Source organism: Arsukibacterium sp. UBA3155, assembly GCA_002364615.1.
Taxonomy (GTDB): domain Bacteria; phylum Pseudomonadota; class Gammaproteobacteria; order Enterobacterales; family Alteromonadaceae; genus Alishewanella.
Map to the genome: position 1 here is coordinate 100,483 of DEYP01000028.1, position 24,845 is coordinate 125,327.

Sequence of the window (24,845 nt, forward strand, 5' to 3'; positions counted from 1 at the left end):
TTACTCTTCGTTTTCTACCTGCTCTTCTGATTCACGAGGAGCACGGTCACGAGGACGGTCGTCACGTGAACGCTCTTCACGTACCTTAGCCATTGGAGATGGCTCAACTACGGCACCGTTAGTGCGCATAATCAGGTTACGTAATACAGCATCGTTGTAACGGAAGTTAGTTTCCAGCTCATCAATCACTGTTTGTGGTGCTTCCACGTTAAGCAACACGTAGTGTGCTTTGTGCAGTTTTTGAATTGGGTAAGCCAGTTGACGACGGCCCCAATCTTCCAAACGGTGGATAGTACCGCCCGCTTCTTTGATTGAGCCTGTGTAACGCTCAATCATACCAGGCACTTGTTCACTCTGATCAGGGTGAACCATAAAAACGATTTCGTAATGACGCATTGTAGCTCCTTACGGTTAGTAAGCCTCGGGTGAGCTCGGCCGGGCTCGCATAGAGGCAAGGAACGTGAGTGTATGGCCGAAGGTCGCGTATTTTACGGAGTTAGCGGGTAAATAACAAGCAGAATATAAAGTAAAGAATTTAAAACCCAAACTAGTTAAAACATTTTAGCTTCGCTGGCGCACTGCTTCGAATAAGCAAATACCCGCAGCAACCGACACATTAAGGCTGGAAACGCTGCCAAACATCGGTATTTTTACCAGACTGTCACAGGTTTCGCGGGTTAAGCGGCGTAAGCCCTCGCCTTCCGCGCCCATCACCAACGCCAGCGGACCTTTAAAATCAGCCTGGTAAATTGTGGTGTCAGTTTCACCGGCGGCACCGACCACCCACACTCCGGCATCCTGCAACTCTCGCAGGGTACGGGCTAGATTGGTGACGGTAATAAAAGGGACTGCTTCAGCCGCACCGCACGCCACCTTGCGCACCACAGAGGTTAGCTTGGCAGATCTGTCTTTCGGTGAGATAACCGCATGAACGCCGGCGGCATCGGCACTTCGCAAAATAGCACCGAGGTTATGCGGGTCGGTTACGCCATCTAATACCAGCAGAAAAGGCTTGTCTTTTTGCTCCAGCAAGGTTGCCAGATCGCTCTCATTACCACTGCTGGCTAAACGTGCCTTGGCAACAATACCCTGATGCTGGCCGCTGACCATGTCATCTAAGGTTCTGCGGTTACAAAACTGTACCGAAATTCCGTTCTGGCGCGCCTGCTGAATCAACGGTTGCATGCGCTTGTCTTCACGGTCCTTCATGATAAACAGCTCTAAAATATCCTGCGGCGCCCGCTCTAACAGGGCGTTAACCGCATGGATACCAAATACAAAATCTGCACTCATTATACGTTGTTTCTCTTTAATAATTTAGTCGGCAATATTAAGACTTTTTTGCTTTACGCCGTGGTTTCTTAACAGCAGTTTTTGCTGCTTTCGGTTTATCAGCCTTTTTTGCTGCGGGTTTAGCTGCGCCTTTGCTGGGAGTTTTGCTACTGCGCCTGCCCGGCTTGGCGTCTTTTTCGGCAAAAGCGGCATTGCGACTGGCTTTGACTGCCCGGCCGGAAACATTATGTTTTGGCTCGCCCACTACGGCTAAATCAATTTTGCGGGACTCTAAGCTTACGGCCAGTACTTTCACTTTAACCTGATCGCCCATCCGGTAACTAACGCCACTGTGCTCACCGAGTAACACCTGACGCTCAGCATCAAAACGATAGTAATCGTTTTGCAGCGAGGTGACGTGCACCAGCCCTTCAATATATAAATCGCTAAGCCTTACAAATAAACCAAAGTTGGTGACGGTTGACACCACACCTTCGAATTCGGTGCCAAGATGGTCCTGCATATATTCACATTTTAACCAGTCTGATACTTCGCGCGTGGCATCGTCGGCACGGCGCTCTGTCATCGAGCACTGCTCACCAAAATGGCTTATTTCTTTTTCACCGTAAGCACGCTCACCTGTCACCTGCTGGTTTTGTTTGAGTAAGAGGGCTTTAATCGCCCGGTGTAACACCAGATCAGGGTAACGGCGAATGGGTGAGGTAAAATGGGCATAGGCCTCCAGCGCCAGGCCGAAGTGTCCCTGATTATCTCCCTGATACACCGCTTGTTTCATGGAGCGGAGCATGGTCGTTTCAATCAGTTCCCGATCAGGACGATCAGCCAGACTGGCCAGTACCTGCGTCAGTTCCAGTGGAGTAGGTTCGCTGGATAAATTTGCCTCAATGCCCAGTTCAGCTAAAAAACGCCGGAAGTTGGCAAAGCGATCGCCGTCAGGGCGCTCGTGCACCCGGAACAATGCGTGCGCTTCATGTTTTTCAATAAAGCGGGCCGAAGCCACATTGGCCATAATCATACATTCTTCAATGATTTTATGGGCTTCGTTGCGATGCACTGGCACTATTTGTTCAATCTTACGATGGCTGTTAAAAACAAAGCGGGTTTCTACCGTTTCAAACTCGATCGCGCCGCGCTGGCCACGTACTTTAGCCAGTTTTTTATATAAGCTGTACAGCGTTTCTAAATTCGACAGGTTTGCATCATATTGCTGACGAAGTTCTGGGTCGCCTTGCAAAATTTTATGTACTTTATTGTAAGTAAAACGCGCGGCAGAATGCATCACCGCTTCATAAAACTGATAACTCTCCAGCTTACCGGTGCTACTAATCTGCATTTCCGCAACAAAACATAACCGATCGGTATGCGGATTTAGCGAGCAGAGACCATTTGATAACGCTTCAGGTAACATCGGTACTACGTGATCGGGAAAATACACCGAATTACCGCGCTCTAAAGCGCTGCGATCCAGTGGCGTATCAGGTTTGACATACGCACTAACATCGGCAATCGCTACCCACAGTTTCCAGCCGCCATTTTCTTTGGCTTCGGCGTATACGGCATCGTCAAAATCACGGGCATCTTCACCATCAATAGTAACCAGTGGCAATTTAGTCAAATCAACCCGGCCCAGCTTCGCCTCTGCAGGAACCTGCTCACCGTATTTAGAAACTTGATCTAACACCGCCTGCGGGAATTCATGCGGAATTTGATGATTACGAATAGCCACTTCAATTTCCATACCGGGCGCCATATGCTCACCCAGCACTTCAATAACTTTTCCTACCGCACTAACCCGTTTTGACGGGCGCTGAGTAATTTCTACCAGTACTATCTGGCCATGGCGTGCGGCACCCTGCTCGCCCTCCGGGACCATAATATCCTGGGTAATACGCGGATCATCCGGTACCACTACACATACAGCGTTATCTTTATAGTAGCGTCCCACCACAGGCTCGCTTCTGGGTTCTAGTACCCGCACCACCCTGGCTTCAACTTTATCTTTACTCTTCATTGCTGCCGCGGTTGCCAGCACTTTATCGCCTGGTAATACCCGCTGCATTTCATGATAAGGCAGGTACCAATCCGGACCGCCCTGCTCCAGCTTTAAGAAACCGAACCCTTCGCGGTGGCCAATGACTATACCCTTTACCAAATCCATATGATCAACCAGACCATATCGCTTACTCTTGGTGAAAATCAGCTGGCCATCACGCTCCATCGCCCGTAAGCGTTTTTTCAGCGCAAAGATGGCATCATCATCAGTCAGGCGAAGCTCGGTAACTAATTCATCAAAATAGGCAGGTTGTTGCCGCTTTTCGATATGCTCCAGGATAAACTCCCGGCTGGGGATGGGGTTGTCGTATTTTTCTTGCTCACGCGCAAGATGCGGATCATTTACCGTCATTAATTAAACTTTTATTTCCTATTTTCATGTAATGAGTGTAACAGCTAAGCAGAAACATTGGATGAATTTCATTTGACAGGTCTTCTGGCGTTGGTCACCACCCGTTCAGGCATCTTTTTGGCAAGCTGTTGCAGCAGTTTTGTTATTCTAGCATGAGTATTAGCGTCTGCACTAATGGCATGATGTAACCAGCGATAGCTTTGTTCGTAGTCAACCGGAGAACCGTAACCGTCAACTAACAACTGAGCGTAGCGTAATTTGGCATTTAAGTTGCCCATCGCCGCGGCTTCATGCAGGTACACCAGCGCTTTATCAATATCTACCTGAACAAAGCGACCAATATGATAATAGCGGCCCACTTGTTCCAGGGCTTCCGGTAAGCCTTGCGCTGCAGATTGCAGCATTAAATCCCAGCCTCGCTCAACGTTACGGGGCACACATACCGCATAAGCCAACATATCACCATACAAAAACTGATAAGCCGGCAGCTGCATAATATCTGCCCGCGCTTCAATATCCTGCACCAACTGACAGTCGTCAGAGCGCACCTGGCGCAAGTGACTGTTGGTTTTAATAAGATCCAGCAGGTCATCCTGGCTATACAGCTGCACCGCATCTGCTTGCTGCGCAGTTACAGGCGAGCTCGCCAATAAGCTTAGCAGCGCGGCAACCGGTAATATCAATAACATTTTCATAGGGCGTCAAATAACCGTTAGTTTATGCAGTGAACATTGATAATGTCTGTCAATGCGAAAAATAAAGCAAAAACTACGCCACAACAGCACGATGATTGCACGGTAACGTACTGCGGTGTGCGATTATTGCTCGTTGTAGCGCAGCCATTGCGGCTGTATTGGCTCAGTAGAAGGCAGCTTGCCTAAGCGCTGACCACTTACCGCTACATCGCTACAGCTGTCATTGTTAATATACGCCAATGCCTCGGCGTACAACGGGTCTGCATTATCACCCCAGTCGCCTTCAACCGTGGCAGTAACCGGGCAGTTCGGACTCAAACCGTCAAAGTAGTCACCGAAATCCAAAGCGTTAACTGTTTGAAAATTAATGGCAAACAACCTGAAATCGCCTACCTGGTCTGGCACCTGACCTACCGGTTTGCCGCAGGTCGTTTCACCTATTTGCACAACGTCAATAAAAGGACTCATAGCGTTAATAACCAGCTCACTGGAAGAGCAGCTCCCCGGCGTGGTGAGCACGAATACCCGTGGTAAGTTTAAGTTGGTTCGCCCGGCCCCCAAAGCAAAACCAACACTGCTGTTTTTTCGGGTATTTTTATCATTGTAACGGTATTTAACAAAAATATTGCCTTGCAGCCTGGGAAACGCAATATGTGAACTTAACTGATTAGCTACCCGGATTAAGCCACCGCCATTGTAACGGACATCCAGCACCAGCTCGTCGATTTGTTCCCGGGCAAAATAACTGAAAGCCTGCTCCAGCTCAATTTCAGATAGCTCGATAAAGGTATTAAAAACCAGATAGCCGACCTTCTTATCGCCAACCTGGGCCACCGAACGATGCATTACGGTGTTGGTACTAACGGTGCTTTTTACAAAATCTGCCTGGCGCTGACTGTTGTCAGGCTTTAGCCAGACAAAGCGCCGCACTATACCTTCTTCGTTAGGACCATAAATATCATCATTTGTCGCAGTACCGGCATCCAGCCGGGATAACCATTCTGCGACACTGATGCCGTCGATCTCAACTATTTTATCTGCACGGCGCAGACCTCGCTGAGCCGCTGAGCCCGCATCAAAAACATACAGCACCTGCAGTGCCGTGTTGTTATCGGCTCGCTGAGTTGCAAAACCATAGCCGAAAAACACCGCATTGATATAACGATCCTGATACTGCTGCTCTGTCATAATAAAACTATAGCGATCACGATCAGCAGTGACTTGATCTAGATAGGCAGAAGGGGTACTGAACGCCAGGGGGTCGACACCGGTCTTTAATTCGTCGTACCAGAGATAGTCAGCCACTAACTTACAGTACACCTGACTATTGATATCAGTGCGGGCGCATTCGGCAATATTATTATTTGCAGCATCATCACTGCCAGATCCGCCACATGCTGCCAACATCAGGCAAAGGAAACTGATTAGAAGCTTATTCATTTGAGCCCTCCCGCTGCAATAAACACAGGGTATAAAAAAACGCCACCAAATGGCAGCGTTATTTTATACGAGCGACTTAAGCAAACGGATGCGTTAACACTATAGTCTGCACCCGGTCCGGCCCGGTAGAGACAATGTCAATGGGTACTCCGGTCAGCTGCTCCAGACGGCTGATATAGTTGCGCGCTGCCTGAGGTAGTTTGTCCAATTGTTGAATACCAAAAGTATTGTCAGACCAGCCTGGCATAGTTTCATAAACCGGCGTCACCTGCTCATAGCCTTCGGCGGCCAGTGGTGGCGTATCCAGTACGGTGCCGTCGGGTTGTTGATAGCCCACACAAATGCTTAGTGTCTCCAGACCGTCCAGCACGTCCAGTTTTGTTAAACAAAAACCAGAAATACTATTCAGCTGCACGGCACGGCGCACCGCTACGGCATCGAACCAACCGGTGCGGCGTTTACGACCGGTGGTTGCCCCAAATTCGTGGCCTTTAACACCCAGGTGCTCACCTACTGCGCAATTAAGCTCGGTAGGGAATGGGCCTGAGCCCACCCGGGTGGTATACGCTTTGACGATACCCAGCACATAATCCAGGTAGCGTGGTCCAAAACCACAGCCAGTCGCTACGCCACCTGCGGTGGTGTTAGAAGACGTAACATAAGGGTAAGTACCATGATCAATATCCAGTAAGGTTCCCTGCGCACCCTCGAACATGATTTTGTCACCATTCTTGCGGGCTTTATCCAGCAAATCGGTGACATCTACTACCATTGATTTCAGCAAGTCAGCCATGGCCAGCGCGTTATCCAGTGTAGTCTGGTAATCTACGGCATCCACTTTGTAGTACTGAGTAAGGGTGAAGTTATGTAACTCCATGACCACTTTAAGTTTCTCAGCAAACAATTCAGGATTAAACAAGTCACCCACCCGCAAACCGCGGCGTGCCACTTTATCTTCATACGCAGGACCGATACCACGACCGGTAGTACCGATAGCTTTATCACCACGCGCTTTTTCCCGCGCCACATCCAGTGCCACGTGAAAAGGCAGGATCAATGGGCAGGCTTCACTAAGCAACAACCGCTCTTTTACCGGCACGCCACGCTGCTCCAGCATGGTCATTTCCTTTAGAAAGGCTTCCGGGGAAAGTACAACACCATTACCGATTACACATTTTACATTAGCACGTAAAATGCCAGAGGGGATTAGATGCAATACGGTTTTCTCACCGTCAATAACCAAAGTATGACCGGCATTGTGACCGCCTTGATAGCGCACCACATAACTGGCCTTATCGGTTAATAAGTCAACGATTTTACCTTTTCCTTCGTCACCCCATTGAGTGCCGAGCACAACGACGTTTTTGGCCATGGTTCCTACATCATGGAAAAAATTAGGCGAGGATTCTATCAAATCGCTAGCCAACTTACAGCTGTGTTGCCAAAAAAAAAGCCGAATTTTTATCCGGCTCGATTCTGCGTGCGTATTTTAACCGCGTTTCAAACAGGATAAGTCAAATTGGTCACTGTTGTGATATAAACCAAACCCAAAGCGTAAACGGTCTGTTCGGTAGTCGGTAATAACGCCATTATTTTTCAAAAATGCCGCTAAGTCAGCAACCTCGCTGGTACTTGCCAGCTTAAAGGTAAAAAAGTGGCCATGCTGATCAGGCCGATATAACAGCAGGCTTTGCTGATTAAGCAGCGGATGCTGTTGCCGGCTTAACTCTGCAAGAAACGCCTGTTGCAGCTGCATAACATACTGATGAATTCTACCAACAGTAATCCCCTGCTTTTTAAACAGCAACAGTACCGCATGTAATCGGTACAACGCAGTATAATCCATGGTAGCCCCGGCAAAACGATTACCATCATTACTGTAAAGCACCAAAGCCGACTTCTCAGCCGCCAGTGTGCCAAACTCAGCAAACCAGCCGGTATACCATGGCCGCTGATTATTCCCCGGGGGCACAGCCATAAAACAACATCCTTCACCACCCTGAGCATATTTATAACTACCGGACAGATAGAACACCCGCTCTGCAATGGCTGACAAATCGGTAGGCAACGCCATAAAGCCATGATAGCCATCAATAACTATCATGGCGTCGGTAACCTCTGCCACGGCCAGAACAAAGGCAGGTAAGTCAGCTATTGCGTATCCTGAGTTAAAAAATACCTGACTACAAAACACCATATCAGGCTGTTCCATCTTTACCTTGGCAATAAAACGCTCAGTAAAACTGGCAAAAGGTTCGGTTGGAACACTCGTCAGCTCGATGTTATCAAACTCAGCAAGACGTGTTGCCTGGCGTTGAAAGCTATAAAATTCACTGTCGGTGCTAAGCACGTTAAGTGGTTTTGACAGGTCAAAACAGCTAAACAGCCGCATCACTAATTCGTGCGTATTGCCAGCGAAAACAATTTGCTCCGGTGCAGGCAAATTCAGGATATCAGCGATCAATTGCTGCGTTTGCGGGATCACCTGCCCAAAGATGTGCAGCCACTTGTCATCCACCATACTGGCACTGTCGTCCCAGTAGGCAAGGGTGGCTTCGCGCGTTACATCAGGCCAGTAATGATGGGAATGACTGGCAAAATGTTGCTTGTCCGGGTTGGCCTGCAAAAAACGCTGATAAAAATGTTGATACATAGCGGCTCCGCTTTTCTTTGAGAAGAAATTGCTCAGACAAAAAAGGCCCTCTCGGGCCTTTTAAATATAGCTATTGAACTCGTTAGTTTTGCACTTTATCCGACGTCATATATTTAAAGAAGTCGTTGTCAGGCTGCACTACCATAATATCTTGCTTGTCATTAAAGCTCTTTTTATAGGCTTCGAGGCTGCGGACAAAAGAATAGAATTCAGCATTACGACTGTATACGTCTGCATAAATTTTTGCAGCCTGGGCATCGCCCTGACCACGCACAGAACGTGAATTACGCTCCGCATCTGCCAGCATAATCGTTACTCTGGCATCTACGTCAGCCCGGATAATATCCGATTCTTCCATACCACGAGAACGGTGCTCTCTTGCTACGGCATCACGTTCAGCTCTCATTCTTGCAAAAATTGAACTACTGACTTCTGTCGGCAGGTTAATTTGTTTTACCCGCACGTCAATCACTTCAATTCCCAGCTCATTTGCTGCAGCTCCGGCTTGTGCCAACGCACTTTCCATTAATTGGGTCCGTTCGCCAGACACAATTTCCTGAATAGTCCGGGTACCGAATTCTGTCCGTAAACCGTTATTAATATACTGTTTTAACAGCACTTCAGCCTGCGATGTAATACCGCCAGTTGACAGAAAATAGGCACCAAAATCTTTGATCCGCCATTTAACATAGCTGTCTACCAACAAATCTTTCTTCTCTGCCGTCACAAAGCGATCGGGTTGGTCATCTAAAGTCTGGATCCTGGAGTCCAGTTTGCGTACCACTTCAATCATCGGCATTTTCAAGTGTAAACCTGGCTCGTACACCACTACCTGACCGGCGTCATCCCGCTGAATTTTACCGAACTGAGTAACGATAGCACGCTTCCCCTCCGGCACCACAAACAGCGCGGAGATAACGATGATAGCCACCACAACAATAATAGCGATAATAAAATTCTTCATAACTTAACCTCTCCCGCTACGTGTCGAACTACTGCGCAAACTGTCCTGCTGCGGCGTGCTGTCATTGCTACGCGCTGGCATGGGTGGCGGATTAGCGGTGTTGCTAGTGCTGTTGTTGTTACCCGATTGATTCATCAGCTTATCAAGCGGTAAATACATTATATTGTTGCTGTTTTTAACATCAACCACCACCTTGGAGGTGTTGCTGTATACCGACTCCATGGTTTCCAGATACAAACGGTCGCGGGTCACTTTTGGCGCAGCCAGATACTCTGGTAACAGCTGTTCAAAGCGGGCAACTTCACCCTGCGCTTTTAACACAATTTGCTGTTTGTAAGCTTCCGCTTCCTGCATTACCCGGTTCACCTGTCCACGAGCACGAGGTTCAATTTCTCGTGCATAAGCCTGGGCTTCCTGCACATAACGCTCTTGGTCTTCCTGAGCTTTGATGGCATCATCGAATGCATCTCGAACTTCTTCTGGTGGCCGCGCGTCGCGGAAGTTCACATCAACCAGATTCAACCCCATGTTATAAGGGTCAATAATAGACTCCAGTTCCTGGCGGGTGTTTTGACGAACCACTTCCCGGCCCCGGGTCAGTACATCATCCATAATCGAATGACCAATCACGAACCTTAAGGCTGCATCGGTTGCTTCACCTAAACTACGATCAGCATCTACCACTGAAAATAAATAGTCACGTGCGTTGTAAATCCGGTACTGCACCTCGAAAGTGACCCGCACCAAATTTTGATCCTGGGTCAGCATAAAGCCGTCCGAGCGCAATGATTTCACTTCCTGAACGTTTACCGGCGTTACCGTATCAACAAAGGTTGGTTTCCAGTGAATGCCAGCACCCACTTCAGTATGGTACTGACCAAAACGCAGGATAACACCGCGTTCTGCATCTTTAATGGTGTAAAAGCCGCTGATTGCCCAGACGACTGCAGCAATAACCAGGATCAGGATAAATGCCGCTGAGGCGCCATTTCCTGAAGATTTATTACCACCACCGAAAATACCGCCAAATTTTTTACCAAAATTGCGGAATACTTCATCTAAATCGGGTGGACCCTGGTCACGACCGCCCTGTTTCCAGGGGTCGTTGTTTTTACCATTGTTACCCGGCTCATTCCAAGCCATGTTTAACTCCATCTCAAGTTTTAAAATTAACGGTTAATGTATCAAATATCAGGCGCTGTGACGATATAGTTTTCCAGTTCACCATCGCTTTGCTTTACCATACGGGCCCATTGCGCCACAGACAACCGTATATCCAGCCAGCAAGTACCTTCGTCATCAAATTGCTCGGCACTAATGACCTGAAGTTCATGAAATTTTGCCCGCCAGGCCGGACAATCCGGTGGCAAAGCTAATCGTAACTGCACATGCTCAGTCGACAGCAAACTGGCAATGGCGTGTTGTAACAACTCCAGGCCCTCGCCGGTTAATGCCGACAGGTAAACGGCTCTGGGCAGTCCATCATCACCGTAGTCTATACGGGCAGACTGACCCATCTGGTCTACTTTATTAAAAACCTGCAACTGCACAACGTCATCAGCGTCAATATCGCTTAACACTTGTTGTACCGAAACCATGTTTTCTTCTTTGCGAGGGTCGGCGCCATCAATCACATGTAATTGTAAATCGGCGTCACGGGTTTCCTGCAACGTTGATTTAAACGCCGCTACCAGATTGTGTGGTAAATGGCGAATAAAACCGACCGTATCAGCCAGAACTATTGACCCGAAATTCTCAAGTTTAACCTGACGCAATGTCGGATCAAGGGTGGCAAAAAGTTGGTCGGCGGCGTAAACGCTGGCCTGAGTTAACCGGTTAAATAACGTCGACTTACCGGCATTGGTGTAGCCTACGATGGAGACCACCGGGGTCGCGCTGCGCTGGCGTGATTTACGGCCCTGTTCACGTTGCTGGCTAATTTTATCAAGACGTTGTAACAGTGCCTTGACCCGCTCACGCAACAAACGTCGATCCGTCTCCAGCCGGGTTTCACCCGGCCCCCGTAAACCGATACCCCCTTTTTGACGCTCGGCATTATCCCAACCGCGAACCAAACGGGATGCCAGATGCTGTAACTGCGCTAACTCAACCTGTAATTTACCTTCATAGGTACGGGCACGTTGCGCAAATATATCCAAAATCAGCGTCGTGCGGTCGATTACTCTGGCTTGCAGTAAATGTTCAAGGTTACGGGTTTGGCTGGGGCTTAAAATATGATTAAAGATAACCACAGAGGCAGAAAACTGTTCAACAGCGGCTTTAATTTCTTCGGCTTTACCTGAACCGACGAATAATCTCGTGTCAGGCGCACGCCGGTTCGCAGTCATAGTGTGCATAGCAGTTACATTCGCAGAAGCCACCAACATGGTAAGCTCCTGCAAATCTTCATTGCTATGTTCTTGCGGAAAGTTTACATGAACCAGAATGGCTTGTTCTGCAAGCTCGGCTAAGTCAAACAAGCGCTATTGCTCCTGGTTTTATTCCACGTCCTCGCCTTCGCTGTCGCTTTGACCAGCTCCATGACTAACCATGGTGTTGACGGCGCGGGATGGCACAACGGTGGAAATAGCATGTTTATAAACCATTTGGCTTACTGTATTTTTCAGCAAAATGACGAATTGATCGAACGATTCAATTTGCCCTTGCAGCTTAATTCCATTCACCAGATAAATAGAGACCGGAATGCGCTCTCGTCTTAAGGTGTTTAAAAATGGATCTTGTAAAGATTGGCCCTTTGCCATGTGCCGCTTTCCTTTTTTTATTAGTAACCTGTATATAGGTATTATTTTTTTTATTTCAAGTTGTTAAAGCTAACTTTTTTTCTGTCTTCTTTAGCTTAGCGAAGAAAGTACCGCTTGCAAGTTTTCTGCCGGTTCAGCTTCACTTTTCAACCAATTAACCTCTGGCCAACCCCTCAACCAGGTCAGCTGACGCTTGGCCAGCTGCCGGGTGGCAGCAATACCTTTTGCCACCATCTCATCATAACTGAACTCACCATCCAGATATTGCCAGACCTGACGATAACCGACACATCGCATCGACGGTAAATCGGCATGTAGCTGCCCCTGACTCTTTAACAAAGCGACTTCCTGTTCGAAACCATTGTCCAGCATCAGTTGGAACCTGTCGGCAATACGCTGATGCAATAACGCGCGATCAGTCGGCGCAATGGCAAATTGGTGTACTTTAAAGGGAAAAGGTTCCCCTTTTTGTGCAGTTAATTCTGTCATGGTGCTGCCGGTTAGCCGGTATACCTCTAGGGCACGGCTAATTCGTTGTGGATCATTTGGGTGAATACGCGCCGCAGCAACCGGGTCTAGCTGCTGTAACTGTTGGTGCAGCGCATGCCATCCCTCATTCGCAGCTTCTTGCTCTATTTTTGCTCTCACCTGCGGATTAGCAGGTGGTAATGGTGAAATACCTTCAAGCAACGCTTTAAAATATAGCATGGTGCCACCGACTAATATTGGTATTTTCCCCCGCTGCTGGATCTCACTGATTAACCTTAGCGCATCGTCCCGAAAATCGGCCGCTGAATAACGTTGACATGGCTCCATAATATCCAGTAAATGATGCGGTGCCAGCAGCAACTCCTCTGCCGTCGGTTTGGCAGTGCCAATATTCATACCGCGATATATCAAGGCACTGTCAACACTGATTAGCTCTGCTGCCAGATGTTGCAGCAACGCCATGGCTAATGCCGTTTTACCTGAGGCGGTCGGCCCCATAATAAAAATAACCGGGGTGGGGTTTCTCATGACTGCCCTTGCTGAATTAACGCCTGAATACTGCTACTCAAGTCTAACGGCACCGCCAGCCAATTATCGCTATCCGTTAACGTGGTGGCAAAATAGTCTAGCAGCACAGCCTCGGTCAGCCAATAAGATGAAAGTAGCATAGACAATATTTCCCGGCTGCTTTTCACCGGATTTGCTGGCTGTAATACTGGTAATAATGTCAAAAACCACTGGCTGATTGAGGTTGAGCGTAGCCAGGGTGCAACGGCTCTGACAATGGCTGTACTTTCCTGTATCAGGATATTAAACCCAAGTTGCTGCAATAAACTGGCGGCGGAAAGTAACTGCTGTTTTTCAGTATCGGTGATGGGTAGCCGCAGTGGCAGCAACAACGGTGCCTGCGTGGGGTCATTAAGCCAATGAGCAGCCAGGCTGGCGGCTAAATCCAGTAACACCAGACCATCGGGCCCCTGAGCAATGGCACAGCCCTGCCCTGCAGGCAGCATAAGTAGCCGGGTTTTTATCTTCACAGCGGCATCAGCATTCACGGTTGCATGTTGGCCTTGCAAATACTGTAATTGCTGTCTGGTCTGGCTCTGGCTTACCATTTCAGATCTTGCAGCCCTGCCAGCTGCAGATGGCATTGCATCCGGAACCATTTCCCATTGTCTGGCGGCAGAGCCCCCTGACACCGCTGACACTTGATAAGCCGCTGCCGTATTGGCGACCTGTTGTGGCGCTAATGGCTGCGTCTCTGTTAACTGGCTTAGCGCATCAGTCAGTGCGCTGACCACAAAATCGTGCACCAGGCGAGCCTGATGAAAACGTACTTCATGTTTGGCCGGGTGAACATTCACATCAACCTCAGAGGGGGCAATCTCCAGGTACAACACAAATCCAGGTTGCTGCTCTGGTGTTAAACGCTCACCATAAGCCTGGCGGATAGCATGGTTTAACAACTTATCACGCATCATGCGGCCATTAACGTAACTATACTGGCAGCTGGTCTGGTTTTGGCACGCCTGTGGCGCCAGGATCCAACCACTGAGTTTGATCGCGCCGCAGTTGTTTTCTATATAAGCGGCTTGTTCAGCAAACACTTTGCCACAGAGCATTGCCACTCGTTTTTGCCGGGTCTGAGCAGTGTTGGCGTGCGGCAGACGCCGGACATGCTGGCCATTGTGGGTTAATTGCCAGCTTACATCGAACCGGCTGAGCGCCAGCCGCTTTACCAGCTCATCAATATGAGAAAACTCAGTTTTATCCGTACGTAAAAACTTGCGCCTAGCCGGCGTATTGAAAAACAGATCGACCACTTCAATGCTGGTACCATCAGGGTGTGCCGCCGGTTTTACTGTGACCGCCATGTCACGGCCTTCAGCCTGAGCTTGCCATGCCGCCGTTTGCCCGGCGGGTTTAGAGGTGAGTGTCAGGCGCGAGACTGAGCTGATACTGGCTAATGCTTCGCCGCGAAACCCCAGACTAGTTATTTGTGCTAAATCATCCAAATCACTGATTTTACTGGTAGCATGACGGCTTAACGCCAGTACCAGCTCGTGTTCTGCAATACCAGAGCCATTGTCACGGATGCGGATAAGCTTACTGCCACCCTTGTCGATATCAATCTCAATCTGGCTGGCGCCAGCATCAAGGCTGTTCTCCACCAGCTCTTTAACTACCGATGCGGGCCTTTCTACCACTTCACCTGCAGCTATCTGGTTCGCCAGTTGCGGCGCGAGAATTTTAATGGTCATGTTCAGGGGATCCGCAATACCTGACCAATCCGGATACTGTCGTTCGCCAACCGGTTGTGGTTGCGTAGTGCATCAACAGAGACATCATACCGCTGCGCCAGCAACGATAAAGACTCACCCGCCTGCACCTTGTGCTCGCGACTGCGTTGCTGAGCAAACAAAGAGTCCGCTGGCGGCGCCAGCTCAAAATGACGTTTCAGCGCCCGATGCAATGATTGCGCTAACCGGGTCTGATGACTGGCCGAGCGCAGTTGCTTTTCCTCTTTGGGGTTGGAAATAAAACCGACCTCTACCAGAATGGACGGAATATCCGGCGACTTTAAAACACCTAAACTGGCCGCCTGCGGTTTCGCCTGATGTAATGAGGTCATCTTACCCAGTTCGGCTAACACCTGATTCGCTGCCTGGTAAGCGGTCACCATCGAGTGATTCATCGACAAATCCAGTACCGTTTGCGCCAGATAACGCTCGTTGGCTGAATCGCGGATGATCTCTGCCACACCGCCCAGTAATTCAGAGTGGCGTTCGGTTTGCTCAAGCATCCGGCCCACTTCTGTAGTCGCCCGGCGTAATGACAACACCCATACGGAGGCGCCTTTAGGCTGTGGCGACGTAAAGGCGTCTGCATGAATAGAGACAAGCAAATCGGCCTGTTGACCGCGAGCCACTTCAGTGCGTCGGTTAACATGAATAAAGTAATCACCGGTACGAACCATCACTGCGCGCATGCCCGGTTCTTTGTTGATCAGTTCCGCCAGAATATTAGCAATCGGTAAGGTCAGGTTTTTCTCATAAGTGCCGCTTGGGCCAATAGAGCCGGGGTCCTCTCCGCCATGCCCGGCATCAATAGCGATAATGATATCCCGGGCCGCACGAATGCTGACTGGTGGCCGGGCTTCTTTCCGCTGGCTATCCGGTAAATCTATCACCAGCCGGTGACCATAAGGTGCTGTAGGCGTAAGGGCAAATACAGTCGGTGTCACCTTACTGGCTAAGTCCAGCACAATTCGCATACTGTTATCGTCGCCACTGCTGCGAATGGCTTTGATCAGTTGGGAGTCGCCATCAAGCTGCGGCAAGGCGTTGCCACCGCCAATATTGCTTAAATCGATGACCAGGCGGTCTGGGTTCTCCAGGCTGAAACTTTTGTATTGTGGGGCGGCCTGCAAATCAAAAACCACCCTGGTATTATCAGGGGATGGCCAAATCCGGATGCTCTGCACCTGGTTACTTGCATTACTACACACAGAAAAAAACCATAATATGGCTAACCCGGCGCAGCTAAGAAATTTATTATTATTTTTCATCATCTCTTATTGCATCTATTATAGCGCGGCCAGCGGCGGTGCCAGCACGTATCTCTATCTGGCGTTGCGAGTCCAGATAACGTAAGTGTATGTTCAGATCAGGCTCAGGTAAATATCCCTGTCCCTGCTCTGGCCATTCCAGTATACACAAACTCTGATTATTGAAATAATCCCGGATACCCATAAACTCCAGCTCCTCCGGATCGGCCAGCCGGTATAAATCAAAATGATACACGGTTAGCCCGGATAACTGGTACGGTTCAACCAGAGTGTAAGTAGGGCTTTTTACATTACCCTGATGACCCAGCGCCTGCAACAAACCACGGCTGAAGGTTGTTTTACCTGCTCCGAGGCTACCCCGTAAAAAAATAACCTGCCCGCCCTGCACGTACGTCGCCAGTCGGGATGCCAGGTTTAACGTGGCAGTCTCATCCGCCAGTACTTTTAACCATTCCGAAGTTTGTGCGTCAGCGCTTTTAATTAAATTTTCAGTAGCCACGTTACCTTTATCTCAGTTGATTTTTGCTCAGCTTGCGCAGTTATACCGCTATGTTAACAAACTAACACAAAGCGCGGCCAGCAAAACTGCGCTTGTATCGGTGCTTGTATCTATAGTGTGACCTGAACTCTCTGACCAGAAAATGAATGAGCGGTTCCCGAGCACTGAAGCGCCATGGTAAAGTGCTGTCGATTTTAAATCAGATACTGTCCGGGGAACCACATCAATGGCTATCGACTACCCGCAGCTTGCCAGGCGGATAAAGCAATGGGCACTGGAGCTGGGGTTTCAGCAACTGGGCATCACCGCAACGGACTTATCCGCAGAAGAACCCAGGTTGCAAGCGTGGTTAAATAACGATTACCACGGCGATATGCACTATATGGCAGAACATGGTTTAATGCGTGCCCGCCCCACAGAGCTATTGCCAGGCACCTTAAGAGTGCTTAGTGTCAGAATGGACTATCTGCCGGAAAAAGCTGGCTTTGCCACTAACCTGGCCGATCCCGCCAAAGCGTACATCAGTCGCTATGCGCTGGGGCGCGATTACCATAAATTGGTGCGAAACCGCTTAAAGCAGCTTGCTGTTAAAATCAGCACAGAAATACCAGAACTGAATTTCCGTCCTTTTGTTGACTCCGCACCAGTGCTGGAGCGCCCGCTGGCGCAGCGCGCAGGTTTGGGTTGGATTGGCAAGCACAGCTTGTTGCTAAACCATGATGGCGGTTCCTGGTTCTTTCTGGGTGAACTGTTAGTGGATATTCCGTTACCGGTAGATGAGCCTCACCAGGGCGACTGCGGCAGCTGCGTCGCCTGCATCACCAGTTGTCCGACCGGCGCCATAGTGGCGCCCTATGTGGTCGATGGTCGTCGTTGTATTTCCTATCTTACCATTGAGCTGAAAACTGCCATTCCCGAGGCGCTGCGCCCGCTAATGGGCAACCGAATTTATGGCTGCGACGATTGTCAGCTGGTCTGCCCACAAAACCGTGAGGCGCCACTAAGCATAGAGAGTGATTTTCAGCGCAGGGTGCAATGGCAGGATCAGGACTTGCTACAACTATTTGCCTGGGACGAAGCGACCTTTTTACGCCAAACCGAAGGCAGCGCTATCCGACGTATTGGTTATGAACGCTGGCAACGTAATATTGCAGTCGCTTTAGGCAACGCACCCTATCAGCTGGAAATCATCACTGCCCTTCAGCAAGCCAGAGCGCACAGTTCTGAATTAGTCACTGAACACATAGACTGGGCACTGGCCCAACAAAAACGTAAAAGCTGGCAGGCAGATAATTTACTACCTCGACCAACCGAAAGACTGATAAGAATTATTCAGAAGGGTTTGCCGCGGGATGCGTGAAGCGAGCCTGTTTTATTGCTAGACGCTGATGCGCCAGCAGGACAATCTGTTGCTTTCGTTGCTCTGAAGCCTGATGCCACTCCAGTATCTCGGCAAGCAGCCGGCCGCAGCCTAAACAGCGCTCATACTGATCCAGACAACAATTTCGAACACAAGGCGATTCGACCATATCTGCTCATTTCGACAATTTAAGTTGAGTGTAGCAAATAATTAAAAAACAAAAAGCCGCTAAAAAGCGGCTTTTTGTTCGAATTTTTGGAGCGAGTAACGAGGTTCGAACTCGTGACCTCGACCTTGGCAAGGTCGCGCTCTACCAGCTGAGCTATACTCGCATCGGTCAACGCTGATGCGTTGTGATGGCGCGCATTTTACAAAATCAGCAGGCTTATGCAAGTACTTTATGCTGGTAATTTGAAAAAATATTGACGATAGGTTACTAATTCAGCAATTGACTCACGAATGTCGTCCAGTGCCAGATGGCTGCCCGCTTTTTGTACTTTGTTCAGTACCTCAGGATGCCAGCGTCTTGCCAACTCCTTCACAGTACTGACATCCAGATTACGGTAATGAAAAAACTTTTCCAGCTCGGGTGCATACTCCGCTAAAAACCGCCGATCCTGACCAATACTGTTACCGCACATTGGCGACTTACCTTTTGCCACATACTGACTTAAAAACGCAATTGTTTGCTTCTCTGCCTCAGCCAGGCTTATTTTGCTGGCAAGACAACGGGCCGTTAAACCACTTTTACCATGTTGTTCAACACACCAGGGGTCCATATTATCCAGGATCTGGGCTGACGTACTTATCGCAAATACCGGGCCTTCGGCCAGAATATTAAGCTGGCTGTCGGTAACGACCGTCGCCATTTCTAAAATAACATCGGTTTTAGGTTCCAGCCCGGTCATTTCCAAATCAAGCCAGATTAAATTGGTGTCAGATGTTGCCATATCTCTATCCTTCAGTGCGCGCTGCTTTGTTCAAATTAAGATTGCAGGTATGATACACGCCTTAAGCTTAACACTGAAAGCGCCTGAATGCGCACAATGGTAAAACCAGCACGTGACCAAAAAAAAGCACCTGACTAAGCGCCAGACAGACCGGATTGCTCAGAATGAGCAAAAACGGCTGCGTGGCAATAAAAAAGCCAAAGCCGAGCAATGGGATGACGACGTATTACTGGCTGCCGAGCCAGGTTTGGTGTTAAGCCGCTTTGGCCAGCATGCGGATATTGAAGACAGCCAGGGCGACGTAGTGCGTTGCAGTATGCGCCGTACTATCAGCTCAGTGGTTACCGGCGATAAGGTGGTGTGGCGCCGCGCCAGACAAGGCACCGGTAGTATTGATGGCGTTATTGACGCAGTAGAAGACCGAAGCTCCGTGCTATTGCGCCCTGATTTTTATGACGGCTTAAAACCGGTCGCTGCTAATATTGATTTAATGATTATAGTTTCAGCCATTTTACCGGCACTGTCGCTTAATATCATCGACCGCTATTTAGTTGCCGCAGAAATGACCCACATCAAGCCCTTGTTGGTGATAAACAAAGTTGACTTGCTGGATGAACAGCAACACCAGCAACTTAACGAGCAACTTAGCTTGTACCGCAACATTGGCTATGATTACCTTTTAGTCAGTGCAAAGTCTGGTCAGGGTATGCCTGAACTATTACAACAAATACACAGTGGCACCAGCATTTTTGTTGGCCAGTCAGGTGTTGGTAAATCGTCACTGATGAATAACCTGATGCCGGGCCTGAGTGCCGCTACCCGTGAAGTGTCGGAAAACTCAGGTTTAGGTCAGCATACCACTACCGTGTCACGGTTATATCATCTTCCCGAAGGCGGTGATTTAATCGACTCACCGGGTATTCGTGAGTTTGCGCTCTGGCATTTAAGTGCCGAAGAAGTGACCGAAGGTTTTGTCGAGTTTCAACCCTGGCTTGGTCGCTGCAAATTCCGGGATTGTAAGCATGTTAACGACCCGGGCTGTGCCATTCAGCATGCCGTGCAGCAGGGTGATATCAGCGAAGCGCGCTATGACAGCTATTTAAAAATCCTGGCCAGTATGGCGCAGGATAAACCCAATTATTTTTAACGGTAAGGTTAGTATCCAATGGATAAAGTAAAAATTACGCTGCAGTACCTGATGCCAAAACATCTGATCTCGCGCCTGGCTGGCAAAATAGCCGCAGCAAAACTGGGTTGGTTCAGCCATTTTCTGATTAAGCGTTTTATTAAAGCCTACAACATTGATATGAGCGAAGCGCAACTGGAACGGCCCCAAGATTATGCCAGTTTTAATGAGTTTTTTACCCGGCCGCTAAAAGACGGTATCAGGCCATTGGCCAGCGAGCCAAATATTGTCGCGCATCCGGTCGATGGCGCAATAAGCCAGCTCGGCCCCATTGTCGATGGCAAACTGGTCCAGGCCAAACATCATAATTACTCGCTACAAAACTTGCTAGGTGGCCTGGAGCAAACTGCAGCGCCCTTTGCTGGCGGCACTTTTGCTACTATTTACCTTGCACCTAAAGATTACCACCGCATTCATATGCCGGTAAGCGGCACCCTGCGCGAGATGATCTACATCCCAGGCGAGCTGTTCTCTGTAAACCCATTAACCGCTGAATGCGTTAAAGACTTATTTGCTCTTAACGAGCGCGTCGTCACTATTTTTGATACTGAATTTGGCCCTATGGCACTGGTTCTGGTAGGCGCGACTATTGTCGCCAGCATTGAAACCGTCTGGGCAGGTACCGTTACCCCACCTGCTGGTAAAAATATTTTCCGCTGGAGTTACCCGGCAAAGGGCAATACCGCTGTTAAACTGGAAAAAGGCGCCGAAATGGGTCGCTTTAAACTGGGCTCGACCGTAGTGTTGGCGTTCCCTGAGGGCAAAGTCGATTTTCTGGCCGACCAGCAGCCAGGCACTGTCACCCGCATGGGTGCGCCTTTTGCAGACCTAACCTGATAGTTCAATAATACTGGCTGACGCGTAGATACTTTCTGCTGTGACCGTTGCAGCCCCGGATGGGCGGAAACGAGCCCCCATGGATGGGTTCACGGCGTGTCACAGCAGAAACGTACGAAGTGGCAGACAATTTACGGAGAAACGGAGATCGCTTTATGCAAATCATCGCCCATCGCGGCGCCAGCGGCGATTATCCCGAGAACACCCTGCTGGCTATTGAGCAAGCCATTACGCAGGGTGCTGACGCTATTGAGATAGACGTATTTGCGGTGCAGGGCGAGCTGATTGTTATTCACGACCACCATCTAGCGCGCACCACCAATGGTACCGGCAGCATTTATCAATATAGTCTGGCCGAGCTAATGCAACTGGATGCCGGCCGGGGCCAGCGCATTCCCACTTTGTGGCAGGTGCTTGAGCTTACCCATGGCAAATGCTGGCTGAATATCGAGCTTAAAGGTGATAACACTGTCGCGCCACTACTGGCGTTGCTGACAAAAGCTGAGCTGCAACTTGGGTTTGACTGTCAGCAGCTGCAAATATCATCATTTAACCATCATTTACTTGCGACACTAAAGCGTGAGCGACCCGATTTAAAACTCGGCGCGCTAACCGCCAGCCTGCCAGTCGATTACGCCGCTTTTGCCAGCCAGTTGCAGGCCTATTCGGTTAATTGTGATGTCAGCTTTATTAATCAGGCGATGGTTAATGATGCCAAAGCACGCGGTTTGAAAGTGTTCGTGTACACGGTTGACCAAAGCGACGATATCAGTCGTTTACAAGATTATGGCGTGGATGGTATTTTCAGTAATTTTCCTGCCCGCAGCAAGATGTGGTTGAATGAAAAGATATAAATAACGATGAGCAGTATCGGTTTTAAAAGCCCCAGTACACGTTATACCAGGACTAATTGCACAGACTAAATTATCTAAGATCTTGCAGTTGTGTTTTGATATCAGGTTTAAGCACCAGCAGCGCCAGATAAATCAACAACAAAGGCGGTACAAAAGCCAAGCCAAATCCAACGACAGCGCATATTGTAGGAGTTTCGGTTTTACGTTCGCCCAGGTAATTACTTAAACGCACAACTACTGTGAAATAGAGTAACGCTAAGACCACAATAACTACTGAATTATACCCACCCATCTCAATGTTCATAATGTTCCTCTACTGAGTATTATAAAGCCACATAAACAAAAACCCGCTGTTTAAGCGGGTTCGTCGGCGTGATGTTCGGTGTCGCAGCTTTCACACTGGCTGCATAATCGCATGTTCATCACATGTGCCAGCACCACCAGAGATGCGCCAATTACTAATACTACATGTTCGTACTGATGGCCCCATACATCTCGCTGCCAGTAGATAAAAACACCTAAAAATAATGAGTAAAAAGGGTACAGCTTTCGATGATAGCGGTGAAACCCAATAAACAGTGCCACAAAGCCCAGCACCATAGTAAACAACAACATTAGCCGTTCGAAGGCATGGTTGTGACTCACCGTTAAGCCAAGGAGTGGGAGCAACGGTAACAAAACCGGCAGCAAAATACAGTGAATCGCACACAGCGACGTCACGGTAATACCGACTTTATCAAATAACACTCTGGTCTTGGCTAACACAATATGAACCCGCTGTGTTGAAATCACTAAAACGATATAATATAACAAATCAAAACACTTTGAAACGTGTTAGCTCAAATTTGTTTAAGTAACCGACGGCCAATGCCGGTGCAGAGTGCTGATTCCGTTGCTGGCCTGTGGCATAATAACGCCATGATAATTTAACCGGGCCTGCTATGGACTCCCTTCTGTCTCAACTTGATGAAAACTTAAAAGAGCTGTATCGCAAAGCACTGGATGCAGATGCGCTGCTAGAGCAATTGCAACAGCAAGGCCAGGCGAAACACCAAAGTATCTTCCCTGCCAGCAGTGATTTTAGTGTCAACAGTAACCGCTTCATGCCTTACTTAAGTGAAGCCGCCGAACAGGTGGCAGCTATCCGGCAAAGTCAGCAGTTTAACACCGCCACCCTGGCACGAGTAGTAAAGCAATTGCAGTTGCTTCACAAAACACTGGCCGAGTTTCGATCAGCTGTGAGTAAATAGTCTCAGCTTAAAAGGCAAATCGAAAACGCTATCCACGATAGTTATTAAAAAGCCCTGCAGTTGCAGGGCTTTTCTCTTGGCTTCAATACTGGCTTACATTACGCATTTAACACTTGTATTTAGCCCTATTGTAACTAGGGTTGGCTTACCTTGGGCGGTAAGGCGGCATGTTGGCTAAGCTTAGGTTGCAGCTCTTGTTTAAACCAGTCTTGCAACATTTCACGTTCGAACGCAAATTCAGGTGTATGACCGCGCGGCGTCATCCGCATCATAAACCCCATGTCACGCAAACGCTCTTCGCCGCTGACAACCTCTTCACCATATTGATCGCGCAGCAAATGATTAAAGCGGATTGCCGGTGAATTAGCCTCTTTAATAACCCGGATTGCCTGCCCCGTATTGGTGGCAAAGTAATCGACCTCACCCGCCAGATCAACGTCAGTTACCGTTACTTGCCAGCTATAACCCTCTGGCAATTTATTGGCCATTTCCTGAAAATACTTTTCAAAATTGCGTTGTACCCGCTCGTGGAAACGGCTGCGTGTGTCATTGGCCGCCCGCATGTCCGTAAACTTTTCCACCTCGTGCCAGGATAGTTCCAATTCCGCGCTGGCTTTATCGTTACTCATCGCCGGCACTGCCCATGCCAGTGCAATTACTGCTATCAACCATGTTTTCATAACCACCTCCCACGCTGTCACCCGAGCTTGCAGCATTATTACTGCCCTTGCCGGAGTGCACGATATTGTTAAACCTCAATGACGCTAATAACAAGGCTTCTTTACCGCCACACTATAGATCACAAGGGACATCTGGTGCTGTATAAATTTGTATCAATACCCTGCTCAATTTGTATAATGTTGTAGAAAGCAGCAATACCATAGCGGGTTAGCTATTAATGGCTGACGTTTGACTGCATTTTTGCGTAATCCTTAACTATCGGCTCTATTTCCTTCTGAAACCAGTCTGTCAGCATTTGCTTTTCATAACGGAAGGGGTCGCTATCGTTGACCGAGCGAAGGGTTTGCATAAATCCCATATCGCGTAACTTTTCTTCAGCACTAACGACTTCTTCACCTTCATGATCAAGTAAAACATGGCTGAACGTGATGGCCGGTGAATGTATTTCTTTGACAACGCGCAAGGGGTTGCCCGCGCCGCCGATGAAATAGTCAACGTCACCCGCTAAGTCAATGTCGGTAACAGTAATATTCCAGCTGTAGCCTGCCGGCAATTCACTGGCCATGTCCTGAAAAAACTCTTCAAAATTATGCTGTACCCGCTCTGTGAACTTTCCTCGCGTGCCATTTGCCGCGCGGATATCAGTGAACTTTTTGGGTTCCTGAAATTTAAGCTCAACGCTGGCTCCCGCCTCATTACTACTTAGTGCGGGTGCCGAAACGGCTAGCGTAAGCAGTGCTATCAGAAATGTTTTCATTTTCGCCTCCTGTTAATTCAGTTTAACCAGGCGTTGTAGAACATGGTAGAACAACGCGCTTATCACACTATGACCTCAAACCCAGTGTTAAGTTTAGTACAGGTTCGGTTTATCAAGTCATAAAAAAAGCCCCCGTTGTTACGCGGGAGCTTTTTTGTAGCAGCGGCGCTAAGTTACATCATGCCGCCCATACCGCCCATGCC

26 protein-coding genes and 1 tRNA gene are annotated in these 24,845 nt (G+C 48.8%); 5 read left to right on the forward strand and 22 right to left on the reverse strand.

The window, feature by feature from the left end; translation table 11 throughout:
• The 15 genes from rpsF to tsaE all read right to left on the reverse strand — a co-directional run bounded on the left by rpsF (window position 1) and on the right by tsaE (window position 16,767).
• Window positions 1–396, reverse strand: coding sequence for a 30S ribosomal protein S6 (gene rpsF, locus B2X65_RS15640; protein ID WP_290614189.1), 396 nt, complete (start codon window positions 394–396; stop codon window positions 1–3).
• Between the two features lie 165 nt (window positions 397–561).
• Window positions 562–1,293, reverse strand: coding sequence for a 23S rRNA (guanosine(2251)-2'-O)-methyltransferase RlmB (rlmB, locus tag B2X65_RS15645; RefSeq protein WP_290614191.1), 732 nt, complete (start codon window positions 1,291–1,293; stop codon window positions 562–564).
• Window positions 1,294–1,330: 37 nt separating this feature from the next.
• Window positions 1,331–3,697, reverse strand: coding sequence for a ribonuclease R (rnr, locus tag B2X65_RS15650; RefSeq protein ID WP_290614193.1), 2,367 nt, complete (start codon window positions 3,695–3,697; stop codon window positions 1,331–1,333).
• 68 nt (window positions 3,698–3,765) lie between these two features.
• Window positions 3,766–4,392: a tetratricopeptide repeat protein gene (locus B2X65_RS15655; RefSeq protein WP_290614195.1), complete on the reverse strand. Its 627-nt coding sequence runs from the start codon at window positions 4,390–4,392 to the stop codon at window positions 3,766–3,768.
• A 123-nt stretch (window positions 4,393–4,515) separates the two neighbouring features.
• Window positions 4,516–5,832, reverse strand: a complete 1,317-nt coding sequence (locus tag B2X65_RS15660) for a S41 family peptidase (protein WP_290614197.1) — start codon at window positions 5,830–5,832, stop codon at window positions 4,516–4,518.
• 76 nt (window positions 5,833–5,908) lie between these two features.
• The gene (locus B2X65_RS15665) at window positions 5,909–7,204 is read right to left on the reverse strand and encodes an adenylosuccinate synthase (protein ID WP_290614199.1); all 1,296 of its coding nucleotides are present in this window, start codon (window positions 7,202–7,204) and stop codon (window positions 5,909–5,911) included.
• A 117-nt stretch (window positions 7,205–7,321) separates the two neighbouring features.
• Complete coding sequence (locus tag B2X65_RS15670) at window positions 7,322–8,485, reverse strand: aminotransferase class V-fold PLP-dependent enzyme (RefSeq protein WP_290614201.1); 1,164 nt, start codon at window positions 8,483–8,485, stop codon at window positions 7,322–7,324.
• A gap of 82 nt (window positions 8,486–8,567) precedes the next feature.
• Window positions 8,568–9,449 (reverse strand): protease modulator HflC, encoded by an 882-nt coding sequence (gene hflC / locus B2X65_RS15675; RefSeq protein WP_290614203.1) that lies wholly within the window; start codon window positions 9,447–9,449, stop codon window positions 8,568–8,570.
• Window positions 9,450–9,452: 3 nt separating this feature from the next.
• The gene (hflK, locus tag B2X65_RS15680) at window positions 9,453–10,592 is read right to left on the reverse strand and encodes an FtsH protease activity modulator HflK (protein ID WP_290614205.1); all 1,140 of its coding nucleotides are present in this window, start codon (window positions 10,590–10,592) and stop codon (window positions 9,453–9,455) included.
• A 41-nt stretch (window positions 10,593–10,633) separates the two neighbouring features.
• On the reverse strand, window positions 10,634–11,929 hold the full coding sequence (gene hflX / locus B2X65_RS15685; RefSeq protein WP_290614207.1) for a ribosome rescue GTPase HflX: 1,296 nt from the start codon (window positions 11,927–11,929) through the stop codon (window positions 10,634–10,636).
• A gap of 18 nt (window positions 11,930–11,947) precedes the next feature.
• Window positions 11,948–12,211: an RNA chaperone Hfq gene (gene hfq / locus B2X65_RS15690; protein ID WP_019675926.1), complete on the reverse strand. Its 264-nt coding sequence runs from the start codon at window positions 12,209–12,211 to the stop codon at window positions 11,948–11,950.
• Between the two features lie 90 nt (window positions 12,212–12,301).
• The gene (miaA, locus tag B2X65_RS15695) at window positions 12,302–13,228 is read right to left on the reverse strand and encodes a tRNA (adenosine(37)-N6)-dimethylallyltransferase MiaA (protein WP_290614211.1); all 927 of its coding nucleotides are present in this window, start codon (window positions 13,226–13,228) and stop codon (window positions 12,302–12,304) included.
• Entirely contained in the window at window positions 13,225–14,961 is a 1,737-nt protein-coding gene (gene mutL / locus B2X65_RS15700) for a DNA mismatch repair endonuclease MutL (protein WP_290614213.1), read from the reverse strand. Before mutL ends, miaA begins: the two co-directional genes overlap by 4 nt.
• Before the next feature lie 2 nt (window positions 14,962–14,963).
• Complete coding sequence (locus B2X65_RS15705; RefSeq protein ID WP_290614215.1) at window positions 14,964–16,208, reverse strand: N-acetylmuramoyl-L-alanine amidase; 1,245 nt, start codon at window positions 16,206–16,208, stop codon at window positions 14,964–14,966.
• Window positions 16,209–16,257: 49 nt separating this feature from the next.
• Window positions 16,258–16,767 carry a tRNA (adenosine(37)-N6)-threonylcarbamoyltransferase complex ATPase subunit type 1 TsaE gene (tsaE, locus tag B2X65_RS15710; protein WP_414631426.1) on the reverse strand — a complete coding sequence of 170 codons (510 nt, stop codon included), beginning with the start codon at window positions 16,765–16,767 and terminating at the stop codon, window positions 16,258–16,260.
• A 226-nt stretch (window positions 16,768–16,993) separates the two neighbouring features.
• Here tsaE and queG point away from each other — a divergent pair, with 226 nt between their 5' ends.
• Complete coding sequence (gene queG, locus B2X65_RS15715) at window positions 16,994–18,127, forward strand: tRNA epoxyqueuosine(34) reductase QueG (RefSeq protein ID WP_290614217.1); 1,134 nt, start codon at window positions 16,994–16,996, stop codon at window positions 18,125–18,127.
• Here the strand turns inward: queG and B2X65_RS15720 are convergent.
• From B2X65_RS15720 to orn, 3 genes are all read right to left on the reverse strand, one after another.
• Window positions 18,096–18,296 carry a DUF1289 domain-containing protein gene (locus B2X65_RS15720; RefSeq protein WP_290614219.1) on the reverse strand — a complete coding sequence of 67 codons (201 nt, stop codon included), beginning with the start codon at window positions 18,294–18,296 and terminating at the stop codon, window positions 18,096–18,098. The two genes, queG and B2X65_RS15720, sit on opposite strands and share 32 nt — an antisense overlap.
• Window positions 18,297–18,383: 87 nt before the next feature.
• Window positions 18,384–18,459: transfer RNA gene (locus tag B2X65_RS15725), tRNA-Gly, on the reverse strand.
• A gap of 66 nt (window positions 18,460–18,525) precedes the next feature.
• Complete coding sequence (orn, locus tag B2X65_RS15730; protein ID WP_290614221.1) at window positions 18,526–19,077, reverse strand: oligoribonuclease; 552 nt, start codon at window positions 19,075–19,077, stop codon at window positions 18,526–18,528.
• Window positions 19,078–19,189: 112 nt separating this feature from the next.
• On the opposite strand from orn, the gene rsgA reads away from it, so the two are divergent.
• The 3 genes from rsgA to B2X65_RS15745 all read left to right on the forward strand — a co-directional run bounded on the left by rsgA (window position 19,190) and on the right by B2X65_RS15745 (window position 21,954).
• Window positions 19,190–20,224, forward strand: a complete 1,035-nt coding sequence (gene rsgA / locus B2X65_RS15735; protein ID WP_290614223.1) for a small ribosomal subunit biogenesis GTPase RsgA — start codon at window positions 19,190–19,192, stop codon at window positions 20,222–20,224.
• 18 nt (window positions 20,225–20,242) lie between these two features.
• Complete coding sequence (gene asd / locus B2X65_RS15740) at window positions 20,243–21,100, forward strand: archaetidylserine decarboxylase (protein ID WP_290614226.1); 858 nt, start codon at window positions 20,243–20,245, stop codon at window positions 21,098–21,100.
• Window positions 21,101–21,255: 155 nt separating this feature from the next.
• On the forward strand, window positions 21,256–21,954 hold the full coding sequence (locus B2X65_RS15745; RefSeq protein ID WP_290614228.1) for a glycerophosphodiester phosphodiesterase: 699 nt from the start codon (window positions 21,256–21,258) through the stop codon (window positions 21,952–21,954).
• Between the two features lie 70 nt (window positions 21,955–22,024).
• Here the strand turns inward: B2X65_RS15745 and B2X65_RS15750 are convergent, their stop codons facing one another.
• Together B2X65_RS15750 and B2X65_RS15755 are read right to left on the reverse strand one after the other, a co-directional pair.
• Window positions 22,025–22,258: a hypothetical protein gene (locus B2X65_RS15750; RefSeq protein ID WP_290614230.1), complete on the reverse strand. Its 234-nt coding sequence runs from the start codon at window positions 22,256–22,258 to the stop codon at window positions 22,025–22,027.
• A gap of 50 nt (window positions 22,259–22,308) precedes the next feature.
• Window positions 22,309–22,719: a MerC domain-containing protein gene (locus B2X65_RS15755; RefSeq protein WP_290614231.1), complete on the reverse strand. Its 411-nt coding sequence runs from the start codon at window positions 22,717–22,719 to the stop codon at window positions 22,309–22,311.
• 176 nt (window positions 22,720–22,895) lie between these two features.
• Here B2X65_RS15755 and B2X65_RS15760 point away from each other — a divergent pair, with 176 nt between their 5' ends.
• Window positions 22,896–23,204 carry a prephenate dehydrogenase gene (locus B2X65_RS15760; RefSeq protein WP_290614232.1) on the forward strand — a complete coding sequence of 103 codons (309 nt, stop codon included), beginning with the start codon at window positions 22,896–22,898 and terminating at the stop codon, window positions 23,202–23,204.
• Between the two features lie 134 nt (window positions 23,205–23,338).
• On the opposite strand, the gene B2X65_RS15765 is transcribed toward B2X65_RS15760, so the two are convergent.
• Both B2X65_RS15765 and B2X65_RS15770 read right to left on the reverse strand, forming a co-directional pair.
• Window positions 23,339–23,884, reverse strand: coding sequence for a DUF3016 domain-containing protein (locus tag B2X65_RS15765; protein WP_290614233.1), 546 nt, complete (start codon window positions 23,882–23,884; stop codon window positions 23,339–23,341).
• Window positions 23,885–24,099: 215 nt separating this feature from the next.
• Window positions 24,100–24,642 carry a DUF3016 domain-containing protein gene (locus B2X65_RS15770; RefSeq protein WP_290614234.1) on the reverse strand — a complete coding sequence of 181 codons (543 nt, stop codon included), beginning with the start codon at window positions 24,640–24,642 and terminating at the stop codon, window positions 24,100–24,102.
• Between the last annotated feature and the right edge of the window lie 203 nt (window positions 24,643–24,845).